This is a genomic window from Streptomyces sp. WMMB 714 (genome assembly GCF_900090125.1).
Classification (GTDB): Bacteria; Actinomycetota; Actinomycetes; order Streptomycetales; family Streptomycetaceae; genus Streptomyces; species Streptomyces daqingensis.
The window spans coordinates 106,600-133,035 of the sequence record NZ_FMHJ01000010.1 but is presented as its reverse complement, the minus strand read 5'-3'; the positions used below and the strand labels follow the sequence as shown (position 1 = coordinate 133,035).

The window sequence follows — 26,436 nt, the reverse complement described above, 5'->3', positions numbered from 1 at the left end:
GCGACCGGCGCGGGCCGGGCCCGCCCCCCGCTCAGCGTTCCTCGCGGTACTCCTCGCCGGGCTCCCCGGCGGCGTGCGCCCGCAGCTCGACGCGCCGGATCTTGCCGGAGATCGTCTTGGGCAGCTCCGCGAACTCGATGACCCGGACCCGCTTGTAGGGCGCGAGCGTCTCCCGGGAATGCGCGAAGAGCGTCTTCGCGGTCTCCGGCCCGGGCTCCCATCCCGAGGCGAGCACCACGTACGCCTTGGGCACCGCCAGCCGCACCGGGTCGGGCGAGGGCACGACCGCGGCCTCCGCCACGGCCTCGTGCTCCAGCAGGGCGCTCTCCAGCTCGAACGGGGAGATCTTGTAGTCGCTCGCCTTGAAGACGTCGTCGGAGCGGCCGACGTAGGTGATGTAGCCGTCCTCGTCACGGCTGCCGATGTCGCCGGTGCGGTAGTAGCCGTCCGCCATGGCCTCGGCCGTCCGCTCCTCGTTCCCCCGGTAGCCGGTCATCAGCCCGACGGGGCGGTGCGAGAGGTCGAGGCAGATCTCGCCCTCCTCGACGCCGGGCCGGCCGGTGACGGGGTCGAGCAGCGTCACCTCGAAGCCGGGCATGGGCCGTCCCATCGAGCCCGGCTTGAGCTGCTGCCCCGGGGAGTTGGCGACCTGGACCGCCGTCTCCGTCTGGCCGAAGCCGTCGCGGATGCTCGTGCCCCAGGCGCGGCGCACGTGCTCGATGACCTCGGGGTTGAGGGGCTCCCCGGCGGCCACCACCTCGCGCGGCACCGCCCGCAGCCGGCTCAGGTCGGCCTGGATCAGCATCCGCCACACGGTGGGCGGGGCGCAGAAGCTCGTGACGCCCGCCGCCTCGATCTCGGCCAGCAGCCGCTCCGCGTCGAAGCGCGAGTAGTTGTAGATGAAGATCGTCGCCTCGGCGTTCCACGGAGCAAAGACGTTGGACCACGCGTGCTTGGCCCAACCCGGCGAGGAGATGTTCAGATGCACATCACCCGGCTGCAGGCCGATCCAGTACATCGTGGCCAGATGGCCGACCGGGTAGGAGAGATGGGTGTGCTCCACCAGCTTCGGCTGCGCGGTCGTCCCCGAGGTGAAGTAGAGCAGCAACGTGTCGTCGCCGCGCGTGGGGCCCTCGGGTTCGTAGTCGGCGGACGCGCCGTAGGCGTCCTCGTACGCGAGCCATCCCTCGGGCAGCCCGCCGCCGCCACCGACGCCGATGCGCGTGTAGTCGCCCGCGACCGTCGCGAACTTCGGGGCGTCCTCCGCCCGTACGACCACGTGCCGGGCCTCGCCGCGCTCGACGCGGTCCGCCAGGTCACCGGGGCCGAGCAGCGGCGTCGCGGGGATGACGACGGCGCGCAGCTTCATGCAGGCGAGCAGCGTCTCCCACAGTTCGACCTGGTTGCCCAGCATCAGGATGACGCGGTGGCCCGGTGCGACTCCCCGCGAACGCAGCCAGTTGGCCACCCTGTCGGAGCGGGCGCGCATCTCGCCGAAGGAGTAGCGGGCGGAGCTGCCGTCCTCCTCGACGATGTGCAGGGCGGTGCGGTCGGCCCTGTCGCGCGCGACGGCGTCGAACCAGTCGAGGGCCCAGTTGAAGTGCGCGGGACGGGGCCACTCGAACTCCGCACGGGCGCCGTCGTAGTCGGTCCGGTTCCGCAACAGCGCGTCACGGGCCGCGCGGAAGGCGTCGGTGGGGCTGGCGGACTCGGTGGCCGTCATCGTCACTCCTCGGATGCCGCGGTGTGCCCCTCGCTCGACGCGCCGGCCACACCGCCGTTTCACACTGCCGGTACATACTTCCCGCTCGCGCCGCCGGACCGGCCGTCCGTTCGCGCTGCCCGTCATCCTCAGTCACCGGGCGGACGTCACACCACCCCCGAGCAGCAGTCCGTGCAGCGGACATGGATGCTGGAGGGATGTCCACCGCCTCCCCCGACGAGAAGGGCGAAGCCCGGCCACGGCGCCTGCTGGTGCTGGCGATCTGCTGCATGAGCCTGCTGATCGTCAGCCTCGACAACACCGCGCTCAACGTCGCGCTGCCCTCGCTTCAGCGGGACCTGAACGCGTCCGTGTCCGGCCTGCAGTGGACTCTCGACGCGTACACGCTCGTGCTCGCCTCGTTCCTGATGCTCTCCGGATCGACGGCCGACAGGGTGGGACGGCGGCGCGTCTTCCAGACCGGGCTCGTCCTCTTCACGGCCGGGTCGCTGCTGTGCGCCCTCGCGCCGGGGCTGGGCTGGCTCATCGCCTTCCGCGCGCTGCAGGCGATCGGCGGCTCGATGCTCAACCCCGTCGCCATGTCGATCATCACCAACACCTTCCCGGAGCCGCGCGAGCGGGCCCGCGCCATCGGCGTGTGGGGCGGCGTCGTCGGCATCTCCATGGCGGCCGGGCCGCTGCTGGGCGGTGCGCTGGTCACCTGGGCAGGCTGGCGGTGGATCTTCTGGCTCAACATCCCCATCGGCCTGGCGGCGCTGCTGCTGACCGCACTCTTCGTGCCGGAGTCCCGGGCACCCCGGCCGCGCAGGCTCGATCCCGTCGGCCAGTTGCTGGTGATGGCGACGCTGGGCTCCCTGACCTTCGGCATCATCGAGGGCGGCGCGTCCGGCGCGAGCGGGACGGGCGGCGGAGCGGCATGGACCTCGCCGCTGATCCTGGCGTGCTTCGGGGCGTGCGCCTGCTCGCTGGCCGCACTCGTGCTGTGGGAGCGACGGCGCGCGGAGCCGCTGCTGGAGCTGCGCTTCTTCCGAAGCGTCCCGTTCAGCGGCGCGACCGTCACCGCCGTCACCTCGTTCGGCGCGCTGGCCGGGTTCCTCTTCCTCAGCACCCTCCACCTCCAGAACGACCGGGGCCTGTCCGCTTTCGAGGCGGGCCTCCACCTGCTGCCCATGGCGGCGATGACGGCTGTCTTCGCACCGCTGTCCGGGCATCTCGTCGCCGTACGCGGCGCACGGGTGCCGCTGCTGCTGGCGGGGGTCTTCATGACGGCGAGCGGCGTGCTCCTCGCGGGTTTCCGCGCGGAGGACTCCGGCACGCTGCTCCTCGTCTCCTACGTGCTGTTCGGCATCGGCTTCGGCCTGGTCAACGCCCCCATCACCAACGCCGCCGTCTCGGGGATGCCGCGCTCACGGGCGGGTCTGGCCGCCAGCATCGCCTCCACCAGCCGCCAGGTCGGATCGGCCCTGGGGGTCGCCGTCATCGGCGTCGCCGCCGCGGCCGGAGCGGACGCCGCCGGCTGGTGGATCATCACCGGCTGCGGGGCGGCCGTGGGCGTGCTGGGCTGGGTAACCACCGGCTCCTGGGCACGGGCGACGGCGGAGCACGTCTCCTCCTGCCTCCCGGACCGCGGCCCCCCGGTGACCCCGGCCGACAAGTGAACGGGCAGCGCGGGCACGGGCGTTCGCTACGCCCGCCGCCGCGCGTCCCGCCCGCCCGCCCGGCCCGTCAGCCTTTCAGGCGTGCGTTGAGGCGGGCGGCCTGACGCGTCAGGTGATCGCGCTCGGCGAGGTCTGGGGCCAGCCGGGCGGCCTCGGCATACAGCCTCGCCGCCGTCGCCAGGTTCCCGTCGCGCTCATGGAGGTATGCCGCCACCGCGTCGCGGCGGGGCAGCGGCCGGCTGCCTCCCGGGGAATCCGCGGAGCCCGCGGTGTCGTCGTCCAGCGCCGCGAGCGCCGCGAGACCGGCGCGCGGACCGTCCGCCTCGCAGACGGCCACGGCGCGGTTGAGCCGTACGACCGGGCTGCCGGTCAGGGCCAGCAGTTCGTCGTACCACTCGACGATCTGCACCCAGTCCGTCTCCTCGGCGGAGGGCGCGTCCGCGTGGAGTGCCGCGATGGCCGCCTGCGCCTGGTACTCGCCCAGCCTGTCCCGGGCGAGGGCGGCCTGCAGGATCGCGATGCCCTCCGCGATCACGTCCGTGTCCCAGCGGCGGCGGTCCTGCTCGGCGAGCGGCACGAGGCTGCCGTCGGACGCGGTCCGTGCGGCCCGGCGCGCGTGGTGCAGCAGCATGAGGGCCAGCAGCCCCGCCACCTCGGGGTGGTCGACGGCGGCCGCGAGCTGCCGGGTGAGGCGGATGGCCTCGGCGGCGAGGTCGACGTCGCCGGAGTAGCCCTCGTTGAAGACGAGATACAGGACCCGCAGCACGGTGCCGACGTCGCCGGGCCGGGCCCCCTCGGCTGGGAGGGGCCCGGCGGCGGCGACGGTGCGCTTCGCCCTGCTGATGCGCTGCGCCATCGTCGCCTCCGGCACCAGGTAGGCCTGGGCGATCTGGCGGGTCGTCAGCCCGCCGACGGCACGGAGGGTGAGCGCGACGGCGGACGGCGGCGTCAACGAGGGATGTGCGCACAGGAAGTAGAGCCAGAGCGTGTCGTCCAGCCCGGACGCGGGCCCGGGCGGCGGCTCGACGGCGACCAGGTCCTCCCGCCGGCGGCGGGCGGCGTCCGCCCGGGTCGCGTCGAGGAACTTGCGCCAGGCCACGGCGACCAGCCAGCCCTTCGGGTCGCGCACGCGCTCCCCGCCCGGCGCATCCGGCGAGGAGTCCCGCGGCCAGACACGGAGCGCTTCGACCAGTGCCTCCTGAACGGCGTCCTCGGCCGCCGCGAAGTCGGCTCCGCGGCGGACGAGGATCGCGAGCACGCCGGGCGTGAGACTCCGCAGCAGCGTCTCGTCCATCGGCGGCGTCATCGCGGCGGGGTCATTCCGTGACGGTGGGCGGCTCCGTCATGAACGGACGCAGCTCCAGCCACTCGTGGATCGGCTTCCCGCCCGCCCCGGGCGCGGCCGACAGCTCCCCGGCCAGCTCGACGGCGCGCTCGTGGCTGTCGACGTCGATCACCATCCAGCCCGCGATGAGGTCCTTGGTCTCCGCGAACGGGCCGTCGGTGACCGGCGGGCGCCCCTCCCCGTCGTACCGGACGAACGTCCCCTCGGGGGAGAGGGCCTGAGCGTCGACGAACTCGCCGGACTCCTCGAGCCGGCGCGCGAAGTCGTTCATGTACTGCACGTGGGCCGAGATCTCCTCCGGCGTCCACCGGTCCATGGGCACGTCGTTCACGGGGGCCGGGGCGCCGCGGTAGTGCTTGAGCATCAGGTACTTGGGCATCGCTGCTTCTCCTCTGTGCTGAGCGGCCATTGTGGCCGCGTCCACTACTGGGACGGAGCCGGGCGCGGATTCTCGACATCGACGCGGCACTTTTTCTCAGGCTCTTTTTCCGCTCCTCGTTCTGCTGCTCGTTCTTCTCCTCGTTCCGCTCCTTCTTGCCGCTCTTGTTCCACCCCGGAGCGCACGCCGCACCGGCCGAACCGCGCAGGCCACGGCGTGCACGCCGCACCACCCGTACCCGGAGGCCCGAAATCCGGGTGCTTCCGGCCCGCCGGCACGCCACTCTTGGAGCCGTGGAAACGAAACTCACGAAGAACCGGAGCGTGAAGATCTCCAAGTTCCTCTCCCGGCATCTGCGGCACGAGCCGCACCGCATCGGCATCACCCTGGACGCACACGGCCGGGTGGACGTGGAGGAGCTGGTCCGGGCCGCCGGGGCCCACGGATTCCCCTTCACCCGCGCCGAGTTGGAGGAGGTCGTCGCGACGAGCGACAAGCAGCGCTTCGCCGTCGAGGACGGGCTCATCCGCGCCAACCAGGGACATTCGGTCCCCGTGGACCTGGATCTGCCCGTCCGCAGGCCGCCCGCACGGCTCTACCACGGGACGGTCGGCCGCTTCCTGCCCGCGATCCGCGCGGAGGGGCTGCGCGCCATGAGCCGGCACGCCGTCCACCTCTCCCCCGACCGGGAGACCGCCGCGCGCGTAGGCGCACGCCGCGGCCGTCCGGTGGTGCTCACGGTGGAGGCGGAGGCGATGTACCGGGACGGGCACTCGTTCCGGCTCAGCAGCAACGGCGTATGGCTCGCGGACCGGGTGCCGCCCCGCTATCTGCTGGAGCCGGACGGATAGGGCCTCTCGTTCGGAGATCCGCGGATCGGCGAGCATCCAGGACGTGCCCTTGCGAGTTCGCGCCGACGGACGGGTGAGGCCTGTGCCCGGATCTGGTGCCGCGGTCGTGCGTCGACCCTCTTGAGCACCGGCTACTGCTTAACTACGATACTAGTAAAGCAGTAAGGGGCTAACGTGTTCGTCTTCCGGCTCGACACCCACTCCGGCGTGCCGCCGTACCTGCAACTCGTTCAGCAGGTCCGCCAGGCGGTGCTGCTGGGCTTTCTCCAACCCGGTGACCGCCTCCCGCTCATCCGCGAGGTGGCCGAGGACCTGGCGATCAATCCGAACACCGTCGCCAAGGCGTACCGGCAGATGGAGCAGGAGAACCTGGTCGCCGGCCGGCCCGGCCAGGGCACGTTCGTCAATGAACAGCAGTCGGCCGTGATGTCGGCATCGACGTACACGTCACTGCGCCGCGGCCTGGCGGCCTGGCTGCGCCGCGCCTACGCGGCCGGCCTCGACGAGCAGGCGGTCAACGCGCTTCTTACTTCCGTCCATCAGCAGACGAGGAATGAGGACGTGGCATGACAGCGACCGAGTTCGCGGTGCGCACCGACGGTGTGGGCAAGCGGTACCGGAAGGGCTGGGCGCTGCGCGACTGCACCCTGGCCCTGCCGGCGGGCGGCGTGATCGCCCTGGTCGGGCCGAACGGCGCGGGCAAGACCACGCTGCTGCGCCTGGTCGTCGGGTTGCTGGCACCGAGCACCGGCACGGTGGAGGTCCTCGGCCACGACGTCACCGCCAGCACCTCGCAAACTCTGGCCCGGGTCGGGTTCCTGGCACAGGACCACCCGCTGTACAAGCGCTTCACCGTCGCCGAGATGCTCCGTTTCGGCCGGGCCTGCAACCTGCGGTTCGACCAGGGGCTGGCCGAGCGCCGACTGGCGAAGTTGGGCATCCCGCTCGACCGCAGGGCCGGCACGCTCTCCGGCGGGCAGCAGGCCCAGGTCGCGTTGGCTCTGGCCCTGGCGAAGCGGCCGGACCTGCTCGTCCTCGACGAGCCGGTGGCCAGCCTCGACCCGCTGGCTCGGCACGAGTTCTTGCAGGTCCTCATGGGCGCGGTGGCCGAGGGCGGGGTGACCGTCCTGTTCTCCTCCCACGTCGTGCACGAGTTGGAGCGCGTCTGCGACCACTTGATCGTGCTCAACCACGGCCGGGTCACGCTCACCGGGGACATCGACACCCTCCTCGCCGAGCATCGGCTGCTCGTCGGTCCGCGCACGGCCACCGACGCCGACCGGGCCGGCGCCGTCGTGGAGGCCGTCCACAGCGACCGGCACACGACCCTGCTGGTACGCGACGGCGCGATCCCGGCCGCGCCCGGGTGGCAGGCCCAGCCGATCGCGCTGGAGGAGCTGGTGCTGGCGTACCTGCGCCGGCCGTCCGAGCCGAGCGCCGCGGTCGCGTCGGGGAGGGCGGCATGACGTGGTTGATCTGGCGCCAGCACCGGACCGAGGTATGCGTCCTGGGTCTGCTTGTCGGCATGTTCGGCGTTGCCCTGCTCATACTCGGGACACAGGCCCACGACCTGTTCCCCGGCGGTCCCGCCCGGTGTGCGGGAGAAGCCGGTATCAACGACGCCTGCGAGGCCTCCTTCCGTCGGCTCGACGAGGAGTACGGGTACGTCGAGAACCTCCTGGCGGCCTTCTATCTGGTCCCCGTCGTCATCGGTGCGTTCCTCGGTGCGCCACTGCTCGCGCGTGAACTGGAGGACGGCACCTGGCAGCTCGCCTGGACGCAAGCCGTGCCGCGGATGCGCTGGTTGGCGGCCAAGCTCGCGGCACTGGCCGGCGTCACCGTCGCGCTCACCGGGATGTTCACCGCGGTGCTCACCTGGTTCCGCCAGCCGTTCGACGCGTGGGAAGGGCGGTTCCAGTACGACGCCTTCGATCTGGAGGGACTTGTTCCGGTGGCCTACGCGCTGTTCGCGTTCGGCCTCGCCACCGCCGCCGGGGCGATCCTGCGGCGCAGCCTGCCCGCGTTCGGCGTCGCGTTCGGGGCGTTCCTCGCCACCCGGATGTCGGTGGCGCTGCTGGCCCGTCCCGCGTACGCCACGCCGCTCACCACCAGGGAGCCGGTCCCCGTCGGCGGCTCGGAGGGCCAGGCGGGGCACCGGCCCATATCCGGCTTCGCTGACTGGGTGATCGAACAGGGCCATGCAGACGCCACTGGGCGCAGGCTGAGCCTGACCGAGTACTACGACCTGGAGGCCGCCGCCAACCGGGCAGGCACCAACCTCAACCAGTTCCTGCACGCACGGGACATCCAGCAGTTCAAGGTCTACCACCCGGCCGACCGGTTCTGGTCGTTCCAGCTCGTCGAGGCGACCCTGTTCGTCGCCGTCGCTGCGATCCTGATCGGTGTGGTGGTGTGGCGGGTACGGCGCCGCGTGGTCTAGGCCACCGGAGGCTCGTCCCCGATCGGGCGGACGATGACGGGCGGGTTCGTCGCACCCTCCGGGACCGGGCACTGGTGGATGTGCGCGGCGATCTGCGCCGCCCGCTCGAAGTCCTTGCACTCCAGCACCCAGAACCCGGCGATGACCGGCTCCTCGACCCCGTATCCGTCCTTGGAGACGACCGGCCGCCCGTCCTCGCCCGCGGTAACGAGACCCCCGTCCGAGGGCGCCGTCAGCCCCTGGCCGTCGACGAGTTCACCGGACGCGGCGAGGTCCTCGTTCAGCTTCTGCATGAAGCCGACCATGGCCTGCACGTCCTGCTTCGTCCACGCCGGCTCCCCCGGGACGGACGTGCCGCCCATCGCGTCGTAGTCCGCCTGCGTCCCCTGAATGATGATCATGTACTTCATGGCCGTCCTCCCGGCTCGTCGGTCGCGCTCCCGCCGTCCGGGAGCACCGAGTACAGACAGCCGCTGCGGACGGAACTCATCGGTGGGGTGACGGCGCCGTCACCGTGAGTGCCGGTGCGGCGCGGAAGGCACGGGTGTCGGCGGCGGCGCTCTTGACCACCGCGCGACGAGGACCGTCAGGTCTCGTCGGGAAGTGCGCGGACGTCGCGAAGATCGGGCGCACCCGCGCCCCCGCGCGGCACCGATGGTGCAGTATCGGGAGGGTGTTGACGGGGGACCGGTACCATCGCGACAAGCGGGACGGCCGTGGCACGGTGACGGGGCATCCGCTCCAGCCCACCGAACGGACCACGCGGCCCCGCACCGAACGCAGCGCGCGCGGCCGCCCGCCGCGTCCTCCGCGCAAGCACACCTTCTCTGTCTTCGTCGGCCTCGTCCTCGCGGTGCTGAGCGTGCCGCTGGCCTACCGCGGCATGGACCATGACGGACCCACGCCCATCGCCCAACTCCTCGCCTTCCTGCCGTGGTTCCTGGTGCCGGGCTGGCTGGGGCTGCTGTACTCGGTGCTCGCACGCCGCGGCCTGCTGGCGGTGTGGTCCATCGCCGTGCTGATGGCGACCGTGGGGTTCACCCTCCCCGAGGGGCCGGACGCCCCTGAGGGCGCCGCGCAGCGCACCGGCAAGGCACGCTTCCGGGTGCTGACCGCCAACATCCACCTCGGCGACGCGACCGACGGTCTAATGAAGACCCTGCGCAGGGAGCGTCCGCAGATCGCCTCGGTCCAGGAGTGCGATGCCCGCTGCGCGGCGGAGCTCAACACCCCGGCGATGCTCGACGCGTACCCCTACCGCCACATCGTCGGCGGGACGGGCGCCTCCGGCTCGGCGCTGCTGAGCGTCTATCCGCTGGAGGAGCCGAGCACCCTGGAGGGCCGCCTCGGCATGCCGGGCGCGGTCGCCGACATCTCGGGGGAACGGGTGCAGGTGCAGGTCGTCCACCCGATGCCGCCCACGCCCGAGGCGCTGCGGTCCTGGCGTGCGGAGCTCGGCAGGCTGCGGGCGTTCGGCGCTTCGCGCGGGTCGACGCCGACCATCATGGCGGGCGACTTCAACGCCTCGCAGGACCACGCCGCCTTCCGCGACATCCTGCACACCGGCATGAACGACGCCGCACGGCTCACGGGGCAGTCACGGACCCCGACCTGGCCGGACAACAGGGCCCGGCCGATGGGTGCCCAGATCGACCACGTCCTGGTCAGCGACCCGCTGACGGCGGTCGAGGCCCGCTTCGTGGAGATGCCCGGCTCCGACCATCTGGCCGTGCTCGCGGACATCAAGCTCTTCTGACGGCGCAGCACCTCGCCGCTCCGGGGTTTGCCCGGGCGGCGGCCGGGAAGAGGACTCCGCAGCATTAGTCAAATTTGATCAGTCAATCCCGCCAGGAGGACTCCGTGGAGGAGAACGCCCCTTACACGCCGAGCGAAGAGGACCACCGCGAGGTGGAGGCGTGGTTCGCGAAGTACGACGCCCACGCCGCGAACGCGGACGTCGAAGCCATGGCGTCCATGGCGCTCTTCCCGCTGAACCTCGTGACCGACGACGCCGGGCCCGGCACCGGCTGGACCGGGCAGTGGAGCCGGGAGGAGTACGTGCGCACCATGTCGGACGTCATGGGGGAACCGGGCGGCGGAGACGTGCACTTCGAGTCCCGGCGCACGCCGCACTTTCTCACCGCCAGCCTCGCGCTCGTCTTCACCGACTCCACCATGACGGCCGGGGGGCAGAGCCGGCGGATGCGCTACGCGGACGTCCTCGTCAAGCAGGGCGGCGAGTGGTACTTCCAGACGATGGTCCAGGGAGGCTGGGCGGCGGCGATGAGGGGCGCCCCCTCCTGACGCCACGGGGCGTCCCCGCACGCCTCGCCAGGGGCACTCGCCACGCGCACTCACCGGGCGCACCGGTCCCACACCGGCGCTCGCTCCGCGCACATGTCCGCCCCTGGCGAGATGGCCCACTGGCGGAGACGCCCCTCCCCCTGGCGCCTGCGTCTTTCGGCCTCGTCCGTAACACCTGGTGAGCTCCCGGGCCCAGCACGCAGACTCACCTGTGAACGGGGGAACGGAGGGACGCGGTGCTCACGAGAACCACAGGGGCCTGGGTCACGGCGGTCGCGCTGGGGGGCGTGTTACTGACCGCCGCGGCGTCATGCGGAGGACAGAGGGCGAACGGCCCCGGGCAGCAGGGTGGTGCCCGGGATGTCACTCACTCCGAGCGGGCGCTGCTGGCCACGGCCGAGGAGGAACTCGTCGGGCGCTGTATGGAGCGGCGGGGCTTCGAGTACTGGCCCGCCGCTCCCCCCCTCGCCGGACGAACTGAAGGACTTCCCCTACGTCGTCGACGACGTGGCCTGGGCCCGCGGGCACGGATACGGCGGCGACCTCCAGCGGAAGGCGGCGCGGGAGCAGAAGAGCAACCCCAACGCCCAGTACGCGAACCGTCTTCCGGTGCGGCGGCAGCGCGCCTACGAGGCAGCGAGGACGGGCGACGGCACCCGGGCCCTGGAGGTGACGGCACCGAACGGCGCCGACATCGCCCAGAACCGCACGGGCTGCCTGGCCTGGGCCCAGGGCAAGCTCTACGGCGACTTCCGCGAATGGTTCCGGGTGAGCACGGTCAGCGCCAACCTCCCGGACCACAGCGGCGACATCCGCCGGGATGCGCGGTTCCGGGCGGCCGTCGGGCAGTGGTCGGCCTGCATGAGGGGAAAGGGCCTGCCGTACAGAAACCCCCTCCATCTGCAGAAGGCCCTCGGACCGGCCCTGGAGGGAAAGAGCGCGCACGAGGCACACCGGATCGAGACCCGGCTCGCGGTGAGCGAGGCAGTCTGCGCCCGCAGCACCCCTCTCTCGGCGACGGTGCGTGCTCTCACGCGGAAGTACGACCACGTCGTCCGCGACAGCTACGGGGCTGAGATCGACACCCGCAACAAGATGCGGCTGTCCGCGCTGAAGCGTGCCCGGGACCTCGTCCGAGGGGGCACCCAGAACGCCGCGCCCGAGATGTGAACGGTCAGCGTTCCGTCTCCCGCGGCCGGCTCCGGCCGAACCGGCCGGAGCAGCAGCAACAACGCACACGCAGTCACCACCACTCAGGGGGAGAAGCAACCATGCGCAAAACACACCTCTTGCTGGCCACGGCCGCCTCGGCGGTACTCGCCGGCGGAATGATCACCGCCGCGGCGGCATCCGCCACCGCCTCCACACCGAGCGGGACCTCCGCGGAGCAGAGCACCGTGCGCGACATCGGGGCCGCGCAGGCGAACTGCAAGAGCAAGGCACCGGGAAGGAACGGCAACGCGTACGTGTACGCCACGTACTACTGCCACGGTTCGCCGATCTGCGCCGACGACGACAACGACCAGGACTACACGGAAGGCGGAGACTGCAAGGGCGCCAACAACCGTTCGAGTTCCGTCCTGAACAAGGGGTTCAGCGGAAGCCTCTCCGACGTCCGCTTCTACAACGCCCCGTTCTACAACAAGTACTCGAACAGGCCCACGTTCTGCCTGAAGGACGGCCACTACATCAACAAGCTGAGCTCCACCTACAACAACAAGCTCTCGTCCCACAAGTGGGTCAACTGCTGACCCCGGCGAGGCTCACTCCGCGCGGTGTTCGACCAGCACCGGCTCCTCGCCGAAGCTGATCCGCTCACCGGCCCGGGCGCGTACCGTCCTGCCGTCCATGTGACGCAGGCGGTGCGCGCCCTTCGCGAGGGTGACGCGGGCGTGCCCCCGGGTGGTCCAGAAGACGTGGACGGGGCTGCCCCCGCGTTCGAACCGGCAGGTGTACGCGTCCTCCGCGATCCCCATCTGCCCGCCCCTGCCGCATGCGGTGATCCGCGTCCCGCCGAGCCAACGCGCGATCCGGCCCATCCGCCGCCCCGCCTCGGTGGGACGGCCGCCGACTGGCTGGGCCACGAGGGGGACGTGGGTGCTTCCCCAGCTGTAGAAGTACATCCGGCGGACGCCGTGGTACCAGCTGTAGAGCCCCGACAGGTAGAACCGCACCGCGTAGTCGCGCGCGCGGCGGGCGTCGAGCGGCTCGGACACGGCGATGTCCCTGTCCGTGCCGGTGTTCCAGAGGGGGACGCCGCCGACTCCCTGCTCGTAGAGCAGGTCGTGCACGTCGTCCGCGAGTCCGATCATCTCCTCGGGACGCCCGGTCGCCCTGCGGGGAGGCAGCTTCACCGCTGCGGCGTCGCAGCTGTCGTACGCCCCGGACCGCGCGAACTCCCGCAGCCGCTCGCGCCCTTCAGCCGTCCACAGCCCGCCGAACGACGGGCAGGCGATCAGGGCGGCGGGGTCGGCGCGCCGGATGGTCCTGGAGGCACGCTTCACCATCTCGGCCAGCGTCGAAATGCTTCCCGAGTAGTGCAGCGGGTGGCTCGGATAGTCCCACAGCTCATAGGACTCGACGCGGCCCCGGTAGCGCTCGGCGACCGCTCCGACGAAACGGTCCCAGTCCTTGAGGTCTTCCGGAGGCGCGGCGAGCGAGTCGGGATACGCCCCCTTGCCGCTGTCCGGGGAGGCCGCCCACAGCGGCGTACCTGAAAGAGTGAAGAGCACCGGGTGCCCCGCCCGTTCGGCGCCGGCCACCATCCGGTCCGAGGTCGACCAGTCGTAGTGACGGCGCCTTGGTTCGATCCCGCCCCAGCGCGTCTCGCTGTCCCACATCCGTACGGCGCCGGTCCGGAAGCCCGGCATGCGTCCGGTGTCGGTGTTGAGCGTGAGGCCGAAGAACTCCGCCGGCACCGGATCGGGCGCGACGGACCACTCCGGACCCACCAGCTTCTGCCCGTCCGCGGTGCGCGCCGACCCCGCGACGGTGCCGTCGTCCTGCCCTCCGCCGGGACCGTCCAGGTAGGAGGCGGTGACGACGAGGAAGAGCACGGTCAGCACGGTCACGAGCGCGGCCGCGCGCAGACGCAGCCGGGCGCGTAACGCCTGGGCCAGGAGGGGAAGTCCGGCGCTTCCTCCCGGCGCCGCGTTCCGGTCCGCCCCGTCCACCGCGGGCACGGGGGAGGTCTCCTCGGCTCCGCCCCCCGGTGGAGTGCGCCGCTCCTGCTGCCGGACCTGGTCCCGCTCACCGGCATCCCGCTCGTCACCCGGCTCCGGCTCGGGCTCCGGCTCCGGCTCGGGCTCCGGCTCCGATTCGGGCTCCTGCTCCTGCCCCTGGTCGGCGACGGCGCACCGCCAGAGCCGGTACAGGCCGTCGACTTCCTCGTCGTTCGCGGAGCAGGCCCGGGCGATGCACTCCACCGCCCCGAAGGTTCCCGGCACGGTGGCGCCCTGGCAGTAGCGGTGGAGCGTGGACCGGCTGAGGCCGGTGCGGTGCGCCAGCGCCGCGTAACTGCGCCCGCTGCGCTGCTTGAGCGCCGCCAGCGCCTCCCCCAGGCCCGGTGGGCCGGGTACAGCTCCGCGCCCCGTTCGCATCGCGCACGCCCCTCCCGCGGTTTCCCCCTTGCGCGGGCGCTGCCCCCGCACCGTCCCATACCGATGGAAATTAGCAGCTCACGGCGGTTCCGGTGTCCCGTTGTCCCAACTGCCGCTTTCCGCTTGCTCTGGGACAAGTCGGGACAGCAAGGTCGATCACAGCCGTCGGCGTCCGCTCCGACGGGCTGCGGAACGCGCTTGGTACATCGGGGGAATTCATGCTGCGTGTGCATTTCACTGCCGGAGACATGGCCCGTACGAGGGTCGCCGACGGACCGGATCCGCTCTGGGAGTCCGTCCTGAGCCTGCATCGGCTCCAGGCACCGGACCGGGAACCCGCGCTCGCCGACTGGCGCGGACACGTACTGCGGCACGCCGCCCCGTCGCTGAGGCTGCTGCTGCCCCTGGTGCCGAGCCGCGGCTACTTCCCGGATTTCCTCACGCCGCCCCAGGGCTCGGAAGGTTTCGAAGCGGGGCTGGACGGGCTGCTCGGCACGCCGCGCCGTCAACTGCGCGGCCAGATGGAGCGGTTGGGTCTGGAGAGACCGCCGTGCCCCTGGGCCCGTTCCGTGGCCGAAGGCTCCGCGCCGGTGATGCGCCGACTGGGCGCCGCGCTCCGCGACTTCCGCCGTGTCGCGCTCGGCGCCTCCTGGCACGGCGTCCGGTCCGGCACCGAGGCCGACCGGGCATGGCGGGCACGGGTCCAGTGGTACAGCGGCACGGCGGCGATGCTGCAGACCTTCGGACCAGGCATCCGCTGGCAGCCCCCGGTGCTCGAATGCGACTACCCCGCCGACAAGGACCTCCACCTGGACGGACGGGGCCTGCTGCTGGTCCCCTCCTACTTCTGCCGGCGCACACCCGTCGCCCTGGCCGACCCCGCCCTTCCCCCGACCCTCGTCTACCCCGCGCGGAACACCGTCCGGCACCGCCGCCGCACCGCCGATCGGGCGGCCGGCGAGCACCTCGCCCGGCTTCTCGGACACACCAGAGCCGCCGTCCTCCAATCCGTGGGCGGCAACTGCACCACCACCGAACTGGCCCGGAGGGCCGGCGTCTCGCTCTCGTCCGCCAGCGAACACGCCGCGGTACTCCGCGACTCCCACCTCATCACCAGCACCAGGGAGTGCAACACGGTCCGCCACGCCCTCACGCCGATCGCACTCGCCCTGCTCGACGGCCACCCCGCCGCCGTCATCCCCTCACCCGGCGGAGCCGGGAACCACGCCGCGCTCCACGGCAGGCCCGCCCCCGCGACCGGTGACAGGCCCTGACGGGGCCGGCGCCTCCGCCGCGGCGGTCAGTGGACGAGCGGCGCCGTGTCCCGGTGGATCGGGGTGTGCGCGCCGGTGAGGGGGACGCCGGTGCCGCCGTGGCGGACCGCCACGATCTCGGCCGCGATGGACAGCGCCGTCTCCTCCGGCGTACGCGCGCCGAGGTCGAGCCCGATCGGCGAGTGCAGGCGCGCCAGTTCGGCGTCGCCGAGTCCCGCCTCGCGGAGCTGCTCCAGGCGGGCGAGATGGGTACGGCGGGAGCCCATGGCGCCGACGTAGGCGATGGGCAGCCTCAGCGCCCGTTCCAGCAGCGGCACGTCGAACTTGGCGTCGTGGGTGAGCACGCACACCACGGTGCGGGCGTCGAGCTGCTGGGAGTCGAGGTAGCGGTGCGGCCATTCGACGACGACCTCGTCGGCGTCGGGGAAGCGCGCGGGCGTCGCGAAGACGGGGCGGGCGTCGCAGACGGTGACCCGGTAGCCGAGGAAGGAGCCGGTCGTGGCGAGCGCGCCGGCGAAGTCGATCGCCCCGAAGACCAGCATCCGCGGCGGCGGCGCGCTGGACTCGACCAGGAGCGTGACCGGGGGGCCGCACTCCGGGTCGCCGTCGCCGCCCGCGGCGCCGCGGGCCCCGGCTCCGGGAGGGCCCCCGGTCCCGGCGCCCGTCTCGACGGTCGCGGTGCGGCCCGCCGCCAGCAGGGCGCGGGTCTCCGCGAGCGCCCCCGCGTCCAGGGCGCCGGCGCCGCCGAGGCTGCCGGCGCCGTCTCCCTCGGCGGGTACGTACAGCGCACCGCCCAGCAGTTCCTGCGGTCCTTCGACGACGCGGGTGAGCGCGACGGACTCGCCGCGCGCAGCGGCCGCCAGCGCCTCCGCGTAGAGGGCGCGCCGTGCCGAATCGCGCGGGACGGGCGTGACGAGGATGTCGATGACGCCGCCGCAGGTGAGGCCCACGGCGAAGGCGTCGTCGTCGCTGTACCCGAAGCGTTCGAGCACGGTGCGGCCGGTGTCCATCGAATCGCGGCAGAGGTCGTAGACCGCGCCCTCCACGCATCCCCCGGAGACGCTGCCCACGGCTTCGCCGTCGGCGTCGACGGCGAGCGCCGCACCGGGACTGCGGGGCGCGCTGCCGCTCACGGCGACCACCGTGGCGACGGCGAAGTCCCGCTCCTCCTGGCACCAGCGGTGCAGTTCAGCGGCGAGATCCAGCATCGGGGGGCTCCTCGGGGGGACGCTCACAGGGCGCTCCTGCGAGCCTACGTCCGGCGGCGGCACGGCCGCCGAGGGGGACGTCCCGGCGCCGGGGGCTGTGCCCGTCGCCTATTTCACGCCCAGCCATCCCTCGACCGGGCTGAGCGCGAAGTAGAGCAGGAAGACGCCCGCCAGTACCCACATCAACAGCCCGGGGTCGCGCCACCTTCCCTGTGCCGCCTTGATCAGCACGTAGGAGATGGTGCCCGCGGCGATGCCGGCGGTGATGGAGTAGGTGAAGGGCATCAGCACCATCGTCAGGAAGACGGGGACCGTGGTCGCCGGTTCGCTCCAGTCGACGTGCCGTGCGTTGCTCATCATCATCGCGCCGATCACGACGAGCGCCGCCGCCGCGACCTGCGTCGGGATGACCTGCGCCAGCGGCGTGAAGAACAGGCACAGGGAGAACCCGAGCCCGGTCACGACGCTGGCCAGGCCCGTACGTGCGCCGTCGCCGACCCCCGCCGTCGACTCCACGAAGACGGTCTGGCCGGACGCCCCGGCTATGCCCCCGGCGACACCGCCCGCTCCGTCGATGGCCAGGGCCCTGTTCAGGCCGGGCATCCGCCCCTCGCTGTCGGCGAGGCCGGCCTGCTGCCCGATCCCGATGACGGTGCCGATGGCGTCGAAGAAGCCCGCCAGCACCAGCGTGAAGACGATGACGCCGACCGTGACGGCTCCGACGTCCGCGATCCCGTCGAAGGACACCTTCCCGAAGAGGCCGAAGTCCGGGGTGCTCACGACGCTTCCCGAGATCTCCGGGGCGTTCCGGCCGCCCCAGTCCTTCCTGTCCAGTCCGGCGAGGCGGTGCACGAGGCCCGCCACGACGGTGCCGCCGACGATGCCGATGAGGATGGCGCCGGGCACGCGCCGTACCTGGAGGGCGAAGACCAGCAGCACGGTGACGGAGAAGCACAGCACCGGCCAGCCGGTGAGCATGTCGTGGGTGCCGAGCTGCACCGGCTTGGCGCCGGCGACGCCGCCGGGCCCGGGCATGCTCGTCACGAAGCCGGCCTGCACGCAGCCGATGAGGGTGACGAACAGGCCGATGCCCATGGTGATGGCGTGCTTCATGGCCTGCGGGATGGCGTCCATGATGAGGCGCCGCAGCCCCGTCACGACGAGCACGATGATGACCGCCCCGTAGACGACGCACATGCCGAACGCGTTCGGCCACGTCATCTGGGGCGCCACCTGGAACGCCAGCACCGCGGAGACGCTCAGCCCCGCGGCCAGGGCGAGCGGGACGTTGCCGGCCACACCCATCACCAGGGTGGTCGCGGCGGCCGCGAAGGCCGTGGCGGTGGCGGTCTGGCCTGGGTCGAGGGTGGCGCCCTGCGCGTCGGGGACGGAGAGGATCACCGGGTTGAGCAGGACGATGTAGGCCATCGCCATGAAGGTCGTGACGCCTCCGCGCACCTCGCGGGCGAGGGTCGATCCCCGCTCCGAGATGCGGAAGTACCGGTCGGGCCACGAGCGCCGCCGGGACGGCCGGGACGGATCCGTGTCCGCCTCGTGCGCCCGCTGCCGCGGTGGGGTCTGGGACGGGGACGGTGACGTGGAGTGGGTCATGTGCGCTCTCCCAAGCGTGTCGGTGCGGCCCGCGGCGCCGAGGCGCCGCGGGGCATGGGGAATGCACGACCCGGGGGACGGCCCGAGACGAGGATGAGACGTGACCGGAAGGACTGGTGGTGGACGGGCGGGCGGACGGGCGGACGGGCGTCCCTGGGGCCCCGGCTGTCCGCGGGGCCCCGGGGACGCGTCAGGCGTCCGCGCCCGTACCCGCGCCCGTACCCGTGCCGGTCAGATGTTCCGGACGTACCGGGACCCGCCGCAGGGCGAGCCCCGTCGCGTTCCGGATGGCGGCGACGACTGCCGGTGTGGAGGAGAGCGTCGGCGCCTCACCGACTCCGCGCAGCCCGTAGGGGGCGTGCTCGTCGGCGAGTTCCAGGACATCCACCGGGATCGCCGGGGTGTCGAGGATGGTGGGGATCAGATAGTCGGTGAAGGACGGGTTGCGCACCTTGCCGTCGGGGTCGACGAGGATCTCCTCCATGACGGCGAGGCCCAGCCCCTGCGTAGTGCCGCCCTGGATCTGGCCGACGGTCGCCAGCGGGTTGAGCGCCTTGCCGACGTCCTGCGCGCAGGCCAGTTCGACGACCTTGACGAGGCCGAGCTCGACGTCGACCTCGACGACGGCCCGGTGCGCGGCGAACGAGTACTGGACGTGCCCGAAGCCCTGCCCCGTCTTGAGGTCGAACGGCTCGGTCGGGCGGTGCCTGAAGACGACCTCGTCCTCGACGGCCTCGTCCTCCAGCACGTCGGCCAGGGCCGCGACGGCCTCACCGCCCGCGGTGACGATCTTGCCGTCCTCGAACCGGAGTTCCGCGCCCTCCGTCCATGCCGGATGGCCGCCCGCGAACTTCTCCCGGCCCAGCCGGAGGACCTTCTCGCGCACGGACTCGCACGCCTTTTTCACGGCGCCGCCGGTCATGTACGTCTGCCGCGACGCGGACGTCGAACCGGCGGAGCCCACCTGGGTGTCGGCGGGGTGGATGGTCACACGGGAGACGCCCAGTTCGGTGCGGGCGATCTGCGCGTGCACGGTGACGCCGCCCTGCCCGACCTCGGCCATGGCCGTGTGCACGAGCGCGACGGCCTCGCCTCCGACGACCTCGACGCGCACCCTGGCCGTCGAGTAGTCGTCGAAGCCCTCGGAGAAGCCGACGTTCTTGATGCCGACCGCGTACCCGACACCGCGCACGACGCCCTCGCCGTGCGTGGTGTTCGACAGTCCGCCCGGCAGCGCCCTTACGTCGACGCCCGTGCCGGCCCCCTCGGAAGCGGAGCTCTCCCACTGCCGCTGCGGAGGCATCGGACGCTCCTTGACCCTGCGAAGGATCTCCGCGACCGGGGCGGGCGCGTCGACCTCCTGGCCGGTGGGCAGCACCGAGCCCTGCGACATGGCGTTCCTCTGCCGCAGCTCCACGGGGTCCATCCCGAGGGCTTCGGCGAGGGCGTCCATCTGCGCCTCGTAGGCGAAGCAGGCCTGCACGGCGCCGAACCCGCGCATCGCGCCGCACGGCGGGTTGTTGGTGTAGAGGGCCAGCGCCTCGACCTCGACGTTGTCGACCTCGTAGGGGCCGATGCCGAGCGAGGCGGCGTTGCCGACGACGGCGGGCGAGGACGAGGCGTACGCGCCGCCGTCGAGCACGATGCGGCACGTCGCGTACAGCAGCTTGCCGTCGCGGGTGGCCCCGTGCTCGTAGGTGAGCTTCGCGGGGTGGCGGTGCACGTGCCCGAAGAAGGACTCGTAGCGGTTGTAGACGATCTTCACGGGCCTGCCGGTGGCCATCGCCAGCAGGCACGCGTGCGCCTGCATCGACAGGTCCTCGCGCGCGCCGAACGCGCCGCCGACTCCCGAGAGCGTCAGGCGGACCTTCTCGGCGGGGAGGCCCAGCACCGGCGCCAGCTGGTCCCGGTCGACGTGCAGCCACTGCGTGGCGATGTACAGGTCGACGCCGCCGTCCTCGGCCGGCACCGCGAGGCCCGACTCGGGCCCGAGGAACGCCTGGTCCTGCATGCCGACCTCGTAGTCGTTGCGCACGACGACGTCCGCCTCGGCCTTCGCCGCGGCCACGTCGCCGCGCACGATGGGCTGCCTGTGCAGGATGTTGGGGTGCGCGACGTGCCCGGAATGGTGGTCGTTGCGCCCGGGGTGCAGCAGGGGGGCGCCCTCGCGCGTGGCGCTCTCCTCGTCGTACACGGGCGGGAGTTCGGCGTAGTCCACGCGGATCTTCGCCGCGGCGCGGCGGGCGGTCTCCGGATGGTCGGCCGCGACGATGGCGACGGCCTCGCCGTGGTAGCGGACCCGGTCCTTCGCCAGCACGGGCTGGTCCTGGATCTCCAGTCCGTAGTGCGTGGCGGCGGGCAGGTCGTCGTGCGTCATCACGCTGCGGACGCCGGGGATCCTCAGGGCCTCCGAGACGTCCACGGAGCGGATCTCGGCGTGCGCGTACGGGCTGCGCAGCGTGCAGCCCCACAGCATGTCCTCGTGCCACAGGTCGGAGGCGTAGGCGAACTCGCCGGTGACCTTCAGCGTGCCGTCCGGCCGCAGGGTGGACTCCCCGATGCCGCCCTTCGCGGCGGTTCCCTGGGAGACCTGGGTGATGGTGGTGGGGAGTCGGGTCGCATCGGCCATCTCAGATCGCTCCTCCCTGTGACGTGCCCGCGTCCGGTCCCGCGTCCGGTGCTCCCGCGCCGGCCGGCTGGCCGGTCCGGGCCGCCGCCAGGCGCACGGCGTCGAGGATCGTCTCGTAGCCGGTGCACCGGCACAGGTTTCCCGAGAGGGCTTCGCGGATGTCGGCGTCGGACGGGCTCGCGTTGCGTTCGATGAGTTCGTCGGCGGCGACGAGCAGGCCGGGCGTGCAGAACCCGCACTGCACCGCGCCCGCGTCGACGAACGCCTTCTGCACCGGAGAGAGGCCGGCGTCGACGGCGCCCTCGGAGGGGTCCCCGCCGCGCTGCCTGGCGAGGTCGGCGAGGCCCTCGACGGTGACGACCTCGCGCCCCTCGACCTGGCCGGCGGCCACGAGGCACGCGCAGACGGACTCGCCGTCGAGGCGGACCGTGCACGAACCGCATTCGCCCTGCTCGCAGGCGTTCTTCGAGCCGGGCAGGCCCATGCGCTCGCGCAGGACGTACAGCAGCGACTCGCCTTCCCACACGTCGTCGGCCTCGTGCCGCCGCCCGTTGACCGTGAACGTCACGCGCATCGGGTGCCTCCCTCGTCGTTGCGGGCGCCGCCGCGGCCCCCGGTGCGGTAGCTCTCCCAGACCCAGGTCAGCGTGCGCCGGGCCATGACGCCCACGGCGTGCCTGCGGTAGGCGGCACTGCCGCGTACGTCGTCGATGGGCTTGCAGGCGGCCGAGCACAGCTCGGCGAACCTCCGCGCCACGGACGGCGGCACGATGCGGTCGCTGTCCCACAGCCCTTCCTCGTCGAGCGCGGCGCTGAGGAAGTCCTCCGCCTCCGTCGCCCGGAACGGGGTGGGCGCCGCGGATCCTACGGCCGCCCGCACCCTGCGGCTCTCCGGGTGCAGCGCCACGGAGAACCCGCACACCGCGATGACCATCGCGTTCCGCGTGCCGATCTTCGAGAACTGCTGCGGCCCCGTCGCCTTCTTGATGTGCACGTACTTGATGAGCTCGTCCTCGGCGAGGGCGTTGCGCTTCACGCCGGTGAAGAACTCCTCGACGGGGATGCGGCGCGAACCGCGCACCGACTCCGCCTCGACCTCCGCGCCGGCCGTCAGCAGCGGCGGGTGCGAGTCGCCCGCGGGTGACGCGGCGCCCAGATTCCCCCCGACGCTCCCCCGGTTGCGGATCTGCGGCGAACCGACGGTGTGCGCGGCCAGCGCCAGACCCGGCAGTTCCGCGCGCAGGTTCTCGATGATCCGCGAGTAGGGGACGCTCGCACCGAGCCGCACGCTGTCCTCTCCCGTCTCCCATTCGTGCAGCTCGGGGACGCGGTTGAGGTCCATCAGCCAGCCGGGGCGGCGCTGGTCGAAGTTGATCTCGACCATGACGTCGGTGCCGCCGGCGATGGGGACTGCGGAGGGGTGCTCCGCCTTCGCGGCGAGCGCCTCCTGCCAACTCGCGGGGCGCAGAAACTCCATAAGCTCTTCTCTATTCGCTTCTCTTCGCTTCCGGGCGCGCTCGATGCCGTCAGGTCGGTGACGAGGCGGGCGATACCGGTCCAGTACACAGATCCATGTCCCGTCGGCGGCAGTCACCGAAACCATGAAGCACTCGCCCCCTCGCAAGCTCCCTCTTGTAGATTCGAACGAACGCCGGTGAGCGGCACACTCGCGGCATCCGACGGCTAGAGACGAACGGCGGCGAAGACCATGCGGCTGCGCGCACTCCTGGGGACGGGCTCGCTCGGGCTGCGCCTCCTCACCGGGGAGGACGAGCTGGACCGTACGGTGCGAGGCGTCATGACGACCGACCTGCGCGATCCCGGCCGCTACCTGTCCGGGGACGAACTGGTCCTGACCGGCCTCGCGTGGTTCCGCTCCCCCGAGGACTCCGAACCGTTCGTGCGCGTCCTCGCCGAGGCCGGGGTGGCCGGGCTCGCGGCAGGCGAGGCCGAGCTGGGCCTCGTGCCCGAAGACCTCGTGAAGGCCTGCGCACGCCACCGGATGCCGCTCTTCGCCGTGACCGAGGACGTCGCGTTCGCCACGGTCACCGAGCACGTGCTGCGGCATGTCTCCACCGAACGGGCGGGCGACCTGGCCGCCGTGGTGGAGCGGCACCGCCGGATGATGTCGCCCGGCCCCGCGGGAGGCGGGCCCGACGCCGTACTCGACCTGCTCGGCTCCGACCTCGATCTGCGCGCCTGGGTGCTGTCCGTGACGGGCCGCGCCGTCGCGGGGGACGGCCCGGCCGCGGGAGACGGCCCGGGGGGCCGCTCGGCCCTGCCGCCGGACGTACGCGCGCGGCTGGCCGGGGAGCATCTCGCGGCCGCGCGCGGCGGACGGCCCGGGCCGTACCGGGCGGAGGCCGCCGGTGGCGTCTGGTCCCTCTTCCCCGTGCGGAGCACGGCGGGGAGCCCCTCCGCCGGCCGCCCCCACTCGGCGGACCTCGCGGAGCCGTCACTGGGCGAGTGGTTCCTCGCCGTCGAGGACGACGCGGGCGAGTGGCCGACGGAGCGGCTCGACCTCCTCCAGGGCGTCACGCAGCTGATAGCGGCCGAACGCGAACGCCGCGACGCCGGGCGCACGGTCCGCCGCCGGCTCGCCATGGAGGTGCTGGAGCTCCTGCACGCCGGGGCCCGTCCCGCGGAGATCGCCGCCCGGCTGCGCGTCGCGGCCCCCGTACTGCTGCCCGGGCTGGGCAGCGCGCCCCACTGGCAGGTCGTCGTGGCCCGGCTGGAGGAGACGGCGGAGCGGCCCGCCGACGAGTACGAGGCGACCGGGGCGACGGCCGACGCGGCAGGGACGACGACCGAGGCGGCCGAGGCCGTGCGGGGAGCGCGGTGCCAGGCACTGCTGGAGGAGATCCTGCTCGATCCCCGCACCACGGGCGCCTCCCACGACGGCGAGACCGCCGACACGGTCGCCGTCACGCACCGATGCGGGGAAGCGGTGGCCCTCGTCCCCCTCCCGTCGCTCTCCGGCACCCGCGACGGGCCCCCGGGCACCGGCGCCCCGAGCGGGCAGGGGCACGCCCCCGGCGCCGCTCGGCCGGACCCCGGCCTCAGCGCGGAGACCCTGCTGGCCGCGGTGCGCGAACCGCTGGAGTGCGGCCTCGCCCGGGGCGGGCGGCTGACGCTGGGCGTCAGCGCCGTGGTGCACTCCGCCGAAGGGCTGCACGGAGCCGTCGAAGAGGCCCGGCACGCACGCCGGGTGGCGGCCGCCCGCGAGGGCCGCGTCTGCGCTGCGGGTCACGAGGAGCTGGCCTCCCACGTCCTGCTGCTGCCCTTCGTCCCGGACGACGTCCGGCGGGCCTTCACCGCTCGGCTGCTGGCTCCGCTGCACGACTACGACCGCCGCCACCGTGCCGAACTCCTGCCGACCCTCTCCGCGTTCCTCGCCGCGGACGGCTCCTGGACGCGCTGCGCGACCCGCCTCCACCTGCACGTCAACACCCTCCGCTACCGCATCGGCCGCATAGAGCAGCTCACAGGACGGGACCTGTCGCGGCTGGAGGACAAGCTCGACTTCTACCTGGCGCTGCGCCTGAGCTGAGCGGCCCGGGACCGCCACCCGGCGATCTGTATCGTTGCCCCTCGCGGCTGGACGGATCTCACGGTCGGCTCCGGTGCGGAAGACCGGTCCTCCGGAGCCCGCCGGGCTCACGCCCCCCGGGACCGCCCCGGCCGGACCCGTAACCGCACCTACAGGAATCCGAGGTCCATGCCTGCCTACGTGGTCTCCGAAGTCACCGTGCTGGATGAGGAGCAGGCGGCGACGTACCGCGGACTCGCCTCCGCCTCCATCGAGAAGCACGGCGGGCGCTACCTCTCCCGGGGACGGCACCCGGAGGCCGTCGAGGGCGACTGGCCCGAGGAGGCCCGCCTGATCGTCGTGGAGTTCCCCGACATGGAGGCGGCGCGTCGCTGGTACGCCTCCCCCGAGTACGCCGAGGCTCTCGCACTGCGGACCACGGCACTCGACCGGCGGCTGCTCTTCGTCGAGGGCGGCGGTCCGGCAGCGCCGTGAGCCCCGTCCTCCGGGCTGTCGTCAGCTGTGGAGGACGGGGCTCACGGCACGGGAGGCGTGGTCCGGCGGGAGGTTCCGGATCCGCTTCGTCACGGTTCCGGGAAGGGTTCCGTTCCAGGGCGGGGCGCCCGGGTCACGAAGCGGACGCGCAGCGCCGGGGAAGCGTCACCGTTCCGGGCTTGTGCTGGAAGGTGTCCATCCGCAGCCACTCGTCCAGCTCGGGGTCGTAGAGGTTCTGCACGCCGAACTGCAGGACCTGCCAGAACGTGCCCCTGTTCTTCTCGTCGACGTAGATGTCGCCGAGCGCGAGCGGGAACCGCAGGAACTTGCCCGGAGGCCGCTGCGGCACGACCACGCCGACCCGCCAGTGGTTCACGCGCCGTGGCACGTTCAGGTCGAGGGTCTCCCGTCCGACGAACCGGGAGCCCGCGAGCGCCTCGTTCAGCGTCTCCCGGTCGAAGCCGGGGATGCGCGAGCACGAATGGTCGGTCAGGTTCGGCCACTTGTACGTCAGCGTGTACAGCGAGCCCCGGTAGATGAGGTTCGTGAACCAGATCGGGTACTGCGGGCCGCCCGCGACCATCTGGCTGTCGCCGTTCCGCCCCTCCCAGGTGAACGGCACCGTGATGCCGAGGTCCCGGACGATCCACTTGCCCTTCCCCCGGAAGTCGCGCGGAAGGCGAGGGGGCAGGGGCTCGGCCGGGCGGGGTTTCTCCGCAGCCGCCTTCCGGGCCGGGCCGGTATCGTCCCGCGGGTCCGCACCGGCGGGTGACATGGCCGCCGAGGCGGCGGCGATCACTCCGGCCAGAACGACCGATACGGCTGTCCGTCGAGCACGTGTCCAGCGCATGGCTACCTCGGCTTCGCGTCGCGCGCCGTCGAGGCGCGGGGCTTGGTGGCTGCGGTGAGTCCACACCGTCCCCGGCGCCGGAGAACCTGAAACCGGACGTCAGGCCGATCGGCCGCACGTCGCCGGCGCTCGACGCGGCGCGGCGTGAGCGGGCCGGCGGACGTCCACGCGGGCCCTCGACGGCCGCCCGCGGCAAGGTGGTTGGAGCCCTGCGGAGCCCCGGCCCGCGAGCCCTCGGCGACCGCACCGGAGCGCCGTGGGGCTCAGGCAGCGCTCCCGCCGGCCGGCCCTCACGACAGCTGGACGACGGAGGCCGCGATCATCATGATCGTCAGCGCGACCAGCGCGAACATCACGAGCTCGGCCCGTCGGCCGCCGTTCAGCGACGGGGGGCGGAGTTTGCGGTTCAAGGCGTTACCGGCCCGCCCGGCGCCTCCCGCCTTCTTCCTCCGGTGAGTGCTCATGCGCTGTGCCCCTCCACCCTCACCAGGGTGCCCCAAAGGGCCGCTGTGTACAGCGCCTCGGCGACATCGGCCTGCGGC

General features: G+C 72.6%; 24 protein-coding genes. 12 read left to right on the top strand and 12 right to left on the bottom strand.

The genetic code is table 11. From position 1 onward, the window contains the following. Nucleotides 1-31: 31 nt before the first annotated feature. Nucleotides 32-1,723 (bottom strand): AMP-binding protein, encoded by a 1,692-nt coding sequence (locus H181DRAFT_RS19120; protein WP_045865762.1) that lies wholly within the window; start codon nt 1,721-1,723, stop codon nt 32-34. Nucleotides 1,724-1,920: 197 nt separating this feature from the next. Here H181DRAFT_RS19120 and H181DRAFT_RS19115 point away from each other — a divergent pair, with 197 nt between their 5' ends. After that, nucleotides 1,921-3,381 carry an MFS transporter gene (locus H181DRAFT_RS19115; protein ID WP_045865761.1) on the top strand — a complete coding sequence of 487 codons (1,461 nt, stop codon included), beginning with the start codon at nt 1,921-1,923 and terminating at the stop codon, nt 3,379-3,381. 67 nt (nt 3,382-3,448) lie between these two features. Here H181DRAFT_RS19115 and H181DRAFT_RS19110 read toward each other — a convergent pair whose 3' ends face one another. Then, the gene (locus H181DRAFT_RS19110) at nt 3,449-4,675 is read right to left on the bottom strand and encodes an RNA polymerase sigma factor (RefSeq protein WP_045865871.1); all 1,227 of its coding nucleotides are present in this window, start codon (nt 4,673-4,675) and stop codon (nt 3,449-3,451) included. A gap of 22 nt (nt 4,676-4,697) precedes the next feature. After that, nucleotides 4,698-5,105, bottom strand: a complete 408-nt coding sequence (locus H181DRAFT_RS19105; protein WP_045865760.1) for a YciI family protein — start codon at nt 5,103-5,105, stop codon at nt 4,698-4,700. Nucleotides 5,106-5,398: 293 nt separating this feature from the next. Here H181DRAFT_RS19105 and H181DRAFT_RS19100 point away from each other — a divergent pair, with 293 nt between their 5' ends. The 4 genes from H181DRAFT_RS19100 (at nt 5,399) to H181DRAFT_RS19085 (ending at nt 8,396) form a co-directional block, all read left to right on the top strand. After that, on the top strand, nt 5,399-5,956 hold the full coding sequence (locus tag H181DRAFT_RS19100) for an RNA 2'-phosphotransferase (protein WP_045865759.1): 558 nt from the start codon (nt 5,399-5,401) through the stop codon (nt 5,954-5,956). A gap of 174 nt (nt 5,957-6,130) precedes the next feature. Further along, entirely contained in the window at nt 6,131-6,526 is a 396-nt protein-coding gene (locus tag H181DRAFT_RS19095; RefSeq protein ID WP_045865758.1) for a GntR family transcriptional regulator, read from the top strand. Next, a complete protein-coding gene (locus H181DRAFT_RS19090) occupies nt 6,523-7,422 on the top strand; it encodes an ABC transporter ATP-binding protein (protein ID WP_045865757.1) in 900 nt (299 codons plus the stop codon). Before H181DRAFT_RS19095 ends, H181DRAFT_RS19090 begins: the two co-directional genes overlap by 4 nt. Next, nucleotides 7,419-8,396 (top strand): ABC transporter permease subunit, encoded by a 978-nt coding sequence (locus tag H181DRAFT_RS19085; protein ID WP_045865756.1) that lies wholly within the window; start codon nt 7,419-7,421, stop codon nt 8,394-8,396. Before H181DRAFT_RS19090 ends, H181DRAFT_RS19085 begins: the two co-directional genes overlap by 4 nt. On the opposite strand, the gene H181DRAFT_RS19080 is transcribed toward H181DRAFT_RS19085, so the two are convergent. After that, on the bottom strand, nt 8,393-8,806 hold the full coding sequence (locus H181DRAFT_RS19080) for a YciI family protein (RefSeq protein WP_045865755.1): 414 nt from the start codon (nt 8,804-8,806) through the stop codon (nt 8,393-8,395). The genes H181DRAFT_RS19085 and H181DRAFT_RS19080 overlap by 4 nt on opposite strands. Before the next feature lie 263 nt (nt 8,807-9,069). On the opposite strand from H181DRAFT_RS19080, the gene H181DRAFT_RS19075 reads away from it, so the two are divergent. From H181DRAFT_RS19075 to H181DRAFT_RS19060, 4 genes are all read left to right on the top strand, one after another. Continuing rightward, entirely contained in the window at nt 9,070-10,152 is a 1,083-nt protein-coding gene (locus tag H181DRAFT_RS19075; RefSeq protein ID WP_139131724.1) for an endonuclease/exonuclease/phosphatase family protein, read from the top strand. 104 nt (nt 10,153-10,256) lie between these two features. Beyond that, entirely contained in the window at nt 10,257-10,700 is a 444-nt protein-coding gene (locus H181DRAFT_RS19070; RefSeq protein WP_045865754.1) for a nuclear transport factor 2 family protein, read from the top strand. Nucleotides 10,701-11,207: 507 nt separating this feature from the next. Next, entirely contained in the window at nt 11,208-11,870 is a 663-nt protein-coding gene (locus H181DRAFT_RS19065; RefSeq protein ID WP_052708644.1) for a hypothetical protein, read from the top strand. A 101-nt stretch (nt 11,871-11,971) separates the two neighbouring features. After that, nucleotides 11,972-12,451 (top strand): hypothetical protein, encoded by a 480-nt coding sequence (locus H181DRAFT_RS19060; protein ID WP_052708643.1) that lies wholly within the window; start codon nt 11,972-11,974, stop codon nt 12,449-12,451. 12 nt (nt 12,452-12,463) lie between these two features. Here H181DRAFT_RS19060 and H181DRAFT_RS19055 read toward each other — a convergent pair whose 3' ends face one another. Continuing rightward, nucleotides 12,464-14,299: a helix-turn-helix domain-containing protein gene (locus H181DRAFT_RS19055; protein WP_045865753.1), complete on the bottom strand. Its 1,836-nt coding sequence runs from the start codon at nt 14,297-14,299 to the stop codon at nt 12,464-12,466. Between the two features lie 218 nt (nt 14,300-14,517). Here H181DRAFT_RS19055 and H181DRAFT_RS19050 point away from each other — a divergent pair, with 218 nt between their 5' ends. Then, nucleotides 14,518-15,573 (top strand): ArsR/SmtB family transcription factor, encoded by a 1,056-nt coding sequence (locus tag H181DRAFT_RS19050; protein ID WP_045865752.1) that lies wholly within the window; start codon nt 14,518-14,520, stop codon nt 15,571-15,573. Between the two features lie 26 nt (nt 15,574-15,599). Here the strand turns inward: H181DRAFT_RS19050 and H181DRAFT_RS19045 are convergent, their stop codons facing one another. The 5 genes from H181DRAFT_RS19045 to H181DRAFT_RS19025 all read right to left on the bottom strand — a co-directional run bounded on the left by H181DRAFT_RS19045 (nt 15,600) and on the right by H181DRAFT_RS19025 (nt 22,497). Next, nucleotides 15,600-16,781 (bottom strand): XdhC family protein, encoded by a 1,182-nt coding sequence (locus tag H181DRAFT_RS19045; protein WP_045865751.1) that lies wholly within the window; start codon nt 16,779-16,781, stop codon nt 15,600-15,602. 108 nt (nt 16,782-16,889) lie between these two features. Beyond that, nucleotides 16,890-18,392 carry an NCS2 family permease gene (locus H181DRAFT_RS19040; protein ID WP_045865750.1) on the bottom strand — a complete coding sequence of 501 codons (1,503 nt, stop codon included), beginning with the start codon at nt 18,390-18,392 and terminating at the stop codon, nt 16,890-16,892. Between the two features lie 190 nt (nt 18,393-18,582). Next, nucleotides 18,583-21,021 (bottom strand): xanthine dehydrogenase subunit D, encoded by a 2,439-nt coding sequence (pucD, locus tag H181DRAFT_RS19035; protein ID WP_045865749.1) that lies wholly within the window; start codon nt 21,019-21,021, stop codon nt 18,583-18,585. A gap of 1 nt (nt 21,022) precedes the next feature. Further along, on the bottom strand, nt 21,023-21,595 hold the full coding sequence (locus H181DRAFT_RS19030; RefSeq protein WP_045865748.1) for a (2Fe-2S)-binding protein: 573 nt from the start codon (nt 21,593-21,595) through the stop codon (nt 21,023-21,025). Further along, entirely contained in the window at nt 21,586-22,497 is a 912-nt protein-coding gene (locus H181DRAFT_RS19025; protein ID WP_045865747.1) for an FAD binding domain-containing protein, read from the bottom strand. Before H181DRAFT_RS19025 ends, H181DRAFT_RS19030 begins: the two co-directional genes overlap by 10 nt. 231 nt (nt 22,498-22,728) lie before the next feature. Between H181DRAFT_RS19025 and H181DRAFT_RS19020 the strand changes: the two genes are divergently transcribed. Both H181DRAFT_RS19020 and H181DRAFT_RS19015 read left to right on the top strand, forming a co-directional pair. Further along, complete coding sequence (locus H181DRAFT_RS19020; RefSeq protein WP_045865746.1) at nt 22,729-24,570, top strand: PucR family transcriptional regulator; 1,842 nt, start codon at nt 22,729-22,731, stop codon at nt 24,568-24,570. Nucleotides 24,571-24,738: 168 nt separating this feature from the next. Continuing rightward, nucleotides 24,739-25,044, top strand: a complete 306-nt coding sequence (locus tag H181DRAFT_RS19015) for a DUF1330 domain-containing protein (RefSeq protein WP_045865745.1) — start codon at nt 24,739-24,741, stop codon at nt 25,042-25,044. A gap of 133 nt (nt 25,045-25,177) precedes the next feature. Here H181DRAFT_RS19015 and H181DRAFT_RS19010 read toward each other — a convergent pair whose 3' ends face one another. Both H181DRAFT_RS19010 and H181DRAFT_RS29510 read right to left on the bottom strand, forming a co-directional pair. Next, the gene (locus H181DRAFT_RS19010; protein ID WP_139131723.1) at nt 25,178-25,894 is read right to left on the bottom strand and encodes a hypothetical protein; all 717 of its coding nucleotides are present in this window, start codon (nt 25,892-25,894) and stop codon (nt 25,178-25,180) included. Nucleotides 25,895-26,184: 290 nt separating this feature from the next. Continuing rightward, nucleotides 26,185-26,358, bottom strand: a complete 174-nt coding sequence (locus tag H181DRAFT_RS29510; protein ID WP_158715453.1) for a hypothetical protein — start codon at nt 26,356-26,358, stop codon at nt 26,185-26,187. Nucleotides 26,359-26,436 lie beyond the last annotated feature (78 nt).

Coding starts and splice junctions, on each gene's coding strand:
- H181DRAFT_RS19120 (WP_045865762.1), bottom strand. CDS start 1,723: ATGACGGCCACCGAGTCCGCCAGCCCCACCGACGCCTTCCGCGCGGCC.
- H181DRAFT_RS19115 (WP_045865761.1), top strand. CDS start 1,921: ATGTCCACCGCCTCCCCCGACGAGAAGGGCGAAGCCCGGCCACGGCGC.
- H181DRAFT_RS19110 (WP_045865871.1), bottom strand. CDS start 4,675: ATGGACGAGACGCTGCTGCGGAGTCTCACGCCCGGCGTGCTCGCGATC.
- H181DRAFT_RS19105 (WP_045865760.1), bottom strand. CDS start 5,105: ATGCCCAAGTACCTGATGCTCAAGCACTACCGCGGCGCCCCGGCCCCC.
- H181DRAFT_RS19090 (WP_045865757.1), top strand. CDS start 6,523: ATGACAGCGACCGAGTTCGCGGTGCGCACCGACGGTGTGGGCAAGCGG.
- H181DRAFT_RS19085 (WP_045865756.1), top strand. CDS start 7,419: ATGACGTGGTTGATCTGGCGCCAGCACCGGACCGAGGTATGCGTCCTG.
- H181DRAFT_RS19080 (WP_045865755.1), bottom strand. CDS start 8,806: ATGAAGTACATGATCATCATTCAGGGGACGCAGGCGGACTACGACGCG.
- H181DRAFT_RS19060 (WP_052708643.1), top strand. CDS start 11,972: ATGCGCAAAACACACCTCTTGCTGGCCACGGCCGCCTCGGCGGTACTC.
- H181DRAFT_RS19055 (WP_045865753.1), bottom strand. CDS start 14,299: ATGCGAACGGGGCGCGGAGCTGTACCCGGCCCACCGGGCCTGGGGGAG.
- H181DRAFT_RS19050 (WP_045865752.1), top strand. CDS start 14,518: ATGCTGCGTGTGCATTTCACTGCCGGAGACATGGCCCGTACGAGGGTC.
- H181DRAFT_RS19045 (WP_045865751.1), bottom strand. CDS start 16,781: ATGCTGGATCTCGCCGCTGAACTGCACCGCTGGTGCCAGGAGGAGCGG.
- H181DRAFT_RS19040 (WP_045865750.1), bottom strand. CDS start 18,392: ATGACCCACTCCACGTCACCGTCCCCGTCCCAGACCCCACCGCGGCAG.
- pucD (WP_045865749.1), bottom strand. CDS start 21,021: ATGGCCGATGCGACCCGACTCCCCACCACCATCACCCAGGTCTCCCAG.
- H181DRAFT_RS19030 (WP_045865748.1), bottom strand. CDS start 21,595: ATGCGCGTGACGTTCACGGTCAACGGGCGGCGGCACGAGGCCGACGAC.
- H181DRAFT_RS19025 (WP_045865747.1), bottom strand. CDS start 22,497: ATGGAGTTTCTGCGCCCCGCGAGTTGGCAGGAGGCGCTCGCCGCGAAG.
- H181DRAFT_RS19020 (WP_045865746.1), top strand. CDS start 22,729: ATGCGGCTGCGCGCACTCCTGGGGACGGGCTCGCTCGGGCTGCGCCTC.
- H181DRAFT_RS19015 (WP_045865745.1), top strand. CDS start 24,739: ATGCCTGCCTACGTGGTCTCCGAAGTCACCGTGCTGGATGAGGAGCAG.
- H181DRAFT_RS19010 (WP_139131723.1), bottom strand. CDS start 25,894: ATGCGCTGGACACGTGCTCGACGGACAGCCGTATCGGTCGTTCTGGCC.
- H181DRAFT_RS29510 (WP_158715453.1), bottom strand. CDS start 26,358: ATGAGCACTCACCGGAGGAAGAAGGCGGGAGGCGCCGGGCGGGCCGGT.